The organism is Nostoc sp. FACHB-133 (genome assembly GCF_014698055.1).
GTDB lineage: Bacteria > Cyanobacteriota > Cyanobacteriia > Cyanobacteriales > Nostocaceae > Nostoc.
This window is the reverse complement of record NZ_JACJSH010000152.1, coordinates 1-3,512: the sequence shown is the minus strand read 5'-3', so window position 1 is coordinate 3,512 and position 3,512 is coordinate 1. Positions and strand designations below refer to the sequence as shown.

The 3,512-nt window shown below is 40.3% G+C and carries 4 protein-coding genes and 1 pseudogene; all 5 read right to left on the bottom strand.

Annotated elements, in window-relative coordinates:
• Positions 1 to 83 precede the first annotated feature (83 nt).
• Positions 84 to 701 carry a reverse transcriptase N-terminal domain-containing protein gene (locus tag H6G86_RS37980; RefSeq protein WP_190938705.1) on the bottom strand — a complete coding sequence of 206 codons (618 nt, stop codon included), beginning with the start codon at positions 699 to 701 and terminating at the stop codon, positions 84 to 86.
• 620 nt (positions 702 to 1,321) lie between these two features.
• A pseudogene (locus tag H6G86_RS37975) lies at positions 1,322 to 1,915 on the bottom strand (hypothetical protein); the annotation flags it as partial.
• Positions 1,916 to 2,072: 157 nt separating this feature from the next.
• Positions 2,073 to 2,342, bottom strand: coding sequence for a hypothetical protein (locus H6G86_RS37970; RefSeq protein ID WP_179069550.1), 270 nt, complete (start codon positions 2,340 to 2,342; stop codon positions 2,073 to 2,075).
• A gap of 117 nt (positions 2,343 to 2,459) precedes the next feature.
• Positions 2,460 to 2,876, bottom strand: a complete 417-nt coding sequence (locus H6G86_RS37965; protein WP_190938704.1) for a hypothetical protein — start codon at positions 2,874 to 2,876, stop codon at positions 2,460 to 2,462.
• Between the two features lie 42 nt (positions 2,877 to 2,918).
• Complete coding sequence (locus H6G86_RS37960) at positions 2,919 to 3,191, bottom strand: hypothetical protein (RefSeq protein ID WP_190938703.1); 273 nt, start codon at positions 3,189 to 3,191, stop codon at positions 2,919 to 2,921.
• Positions 3,192 to 3,512: the final 321 nt, after the last annotated feature.

The window sequence follows — 3,512 nt, the reverse complement described above, 5'->3', positions numbered from 1 at the left end:
CCTTTTGTCTTTCGACTCTAGGTAAGTTGGTTGACTTAGAGATGTTCTTCTTAATCTCTCCCAATTTAATTGGGGATACCGCGTTAACTGTCACGGCGCACACATTTTGCAATATCGGCATCCAACACATATTTAGGTTTATATCTAATTGCGTTGAATATCGCTTGTATTGCATCATGAGCGCCCCTACCCGGTCTAAAGCCATAACTGTTTGGTTCAAATCGTGCTTCCCATTCGGGTTCTAGTGCCATTTTTACCAACGCTTGTAATGCACGGTCGTACATAGTCGGTATTCCCAAGGGTCTTTTTTCTTCTGTGCCAGGTTTGGGTATCCATACCCTTCTAGTGGGTCGTGATTTTCCCTCTGGCTTTAGCCTTTTAACCAGTGCAAGACGTGCTTCTGGGGAAAGGGATTTAACCCCGTCCACTCCTGCCGTCTTTTTTCCTCGATTATCTTGGGTAACTTTACGTACTGCTATACATTTGGCTGACCATGACCGTAGTAGAGTTTTCTGGATTTTATGGACTACTTTGACATCTCCACGATTAGAGGCTTGATATATCCTTTTTTGCAGCTTGAAAACACGACGTTCCAGTTTCTTCCAGGGTATGTTCCGCCATTGAATGTCGGTTTCTACTCCTTCACAAATTGGTATGTCATTTTCCCATACAATCCTGAACTTTTGTTCGGCTTTAGTCATATTTACTACTACTTAAAGCTATATCGTCCAAATCCTCGTGTTCCTGTCTGCTTATCTTCTGGCTTTCCCAGAAGCATTATGCTTTTGGAACAATCCTTCCTCCCAATAGCTTGCGGTTGGCTACTTACTTTAGAGATCGACCTTTCTAAAGAGCGTATTAGAAGGTTACTTCGTTCCCAATTTCCGTTTGTCGTTAGTTTTAGGATTCTCTCTGTCCACCGGGTTTATTATGGGTGTCATGATAGGTCATGATGATTATTACCTATCTTTTAACGGTCTGGTCATCACAGCCGTCCAAATATCCTTCCCCTTTTGGGCAAGCCTATCAGCCTCTTTGGCTTGTTGCAAGTTACGATGGTTCTGATGAGAGATTTGTATTTCTACCCATGACTAACTACGCCTGACGGAGTTCCACTATGAAGGCTAGTAGTTACCGCCTTGAATTCCCCGCTTTACCCCAACGAGGAGCCATCTCGTTGAAGTAGGGGACTTGCAGTCATCCCTGACACCTGGGAGGATGGAATTTCACCATCACGGAAATTGAGTTGTCATGGTTCTGTGTAGCTTGTTAAAACTACTTTTCCATGCCTGTCGTCCTTAAGTATTTATACTTATTTAGACAGAACGAATCGCACAATAATGACTTGCAAATAGTCTTCAAGATCGGTCAGAGTCGGAAATGCTCTTAGCAAGTTGGCTTTGACTGACTCTTGCTTATCCTGTGCTAATTCCCAGGTGTTAAGTGAAAGGAACTGATCAATGCGCTCTTGATAATCAAGAAGTCCCGCTTCGTAATCAGCTTTTAATTGATTACGCAGTCCTGGGGCGATATTATCTCTGATATTGATTAACTGATTCCATACCAGGGGAGCTAAATCAATTGGACAAACCCAGTCACCAGTATCAGCAGACATCCACTCTTGAACCGAAGCAATTTCTTGCCTTAATTGGGCAGCAGCTTCATCCAACTTCTTGAATACCTTAATACCCCGCAAACCGACTTCAGAATTTGTGACTTTAACGAGGTCTGATTCAATTTCAGAGACTTCAGCTTGTAGTACATCTGCCCATTTAGGAGCAGCCGATTTTGTACTTTTCTTCAACTGAATACGAAACCGAATACGGGTTTTATTTAACTGCGAGAAATTGTGGCGCTCGACTACTGCATCAGTTAGGAAATTTGCAGCAATAGGGTTGTCGATTGCTTGTACCATAATTGTTGACCTCAATCATTATTTTTCACTTTCAATTAAGCGAAGCTTTCTTTGTGACTATTTGAATGTCTTTAGTAGCTCTATAGATTACTTTTTTAGAGCTTTTTTGTAGCCTAATATGTCTTTTGATGACTGGTGGTTTATGTATGGACATGGCTTAAAATAGCTGAAGTTGCTGTGAATTATCCTGTACCACAGGCTTTTGATAAACCATGCCTTCGACCTCATAACAGCGAGTCATGAGTTTGTTTCGGTTTAGCCGAAAGCTGGCTTTTTTTCTTTGATTTGGCAGAGGTAGAAATAAATACTGTGGATGTTGGATAGTACCTGCATCGCCTAAGTATCGACAATGTGTACCATTAATTTGGTAAACTTTTGATGAGCTTAATAGTGTCGCATCATACACTTTAATCAAATTTGTTTCCATCTGATTAGTATTGAAGTAGAGTGTGTGATAATCTTTTGTGGAATCGATTTTTCTCTACAGTCAGATTTAATCAGTCTGACTGTAGAGTTTTTCACGGATAAGCTGATTCTTCTTTCGTTAAGCAGCAACTTTTTCCTTATTCGGTTTAGACAACCTAGAACCGCTCCCAGAAGTACGTTTAGTTGTTGAAATAGGTGGATTAACTTGACCGAATGGAGTCTGGATATTGAGGTCAGCTTTTAACTCTGATTGCAGCAATACAAGCTGAGTCAAATAGTAATCAACCTCTTCTAGAATCTCAGCTTCTACTTCTGACGGTGAGAGCGGCGTAATCTGATCTGATTCCAGATATTTAACTTCTTCGGTGTGGCGAGAAGTCATGACAATATAGCGATAGCCATGACCGCAATTCTCAGCTAATACGCTATCGTGTGGTAATACTTCAATACCAATGACTTTGCCTTGTTGAGTACGTTGTCCAACATTAAACTTTGGGATTCCATAACCGCGTGGAAGTGTGATTGTTGGTTGCATATTCGTTACCAATGATTAATTATTGATTGAAAGTGACAAATACTACAGATAGAAATGCTCAAAAATCTGATTGAGTTTTTCTTTTAATTCATCTGACAGAGCATTAAAATCAAACTCTTCAGAGTCCCAAACTTGATCCAAGCTTGTAGACTCATCAACAATGTTTGCAATCAAACTCGATTCATCGTCATGCTTCCAGCCATTTGCTAAAAGCCACGGCAGAATTCCCTTAGATTGCAATAATTTCTCAATGTCGAACGAGTCAGAAAACTGCTGTAAGTTTTCGATACTAGGGTGAACAATTGTTGTTGTCATGGGGGTATTTTAAATGATTGATATACAGCCCAATCAAAAGAGGAAGAAAGGGATTCAAGAATTATTAAGTCACTCTCACAAGAAAAACTTTTTCCCTTTCCTTTTCTTTGTTAGCTGTAGACAAGACTTGAGAACTGATCAAATATGCTTCCCTACTTGAAGGTAAATAGGGAAGCATAAAGGCGCACACAATTGCTGCAATCACCTCAACAAGTATTTGGCTATTAAGAAGGCACATCTTCCCAGTAACCAACTTCATCGTCATAATTTGCTTGCATAGACTGCAATTTGTTGACGAAGTTAGCAAATTCTTCGTTAGTT

Excerpts from the sequence above, each read along its gene's own strand:
- H6G86_RS37980 (WP_190938705.1), bottom strand. The coding sequence starts at position 701 with ATGACTAAAGCCGAACAAAAGTTCAGGATTGTATGGGAAAATGACATA.
- H6G86_RS37970 (WP_179069550.1), bottom strand. The coding sequence starts at position 2,342 with ATGGAAACAAATTTGATTAAAGTGTATGATGCGACACTATTAAGCTCA.
- H6G86_RS37965 (WP_190938704.1), bottom strand. The coding sequence starts at position 2,876 with ATGCAACCAACAATCACACTTCCACGCGGTTATGGAATCCCAAAGTTT.
- H6G86_RS37960 (WP_190938703.1), bottom strand. The coding sequence starts at position 3,191 with ATGACAACAACAATTGTTCACCCTAGTATCGAAAACTTACAGCAGTTT.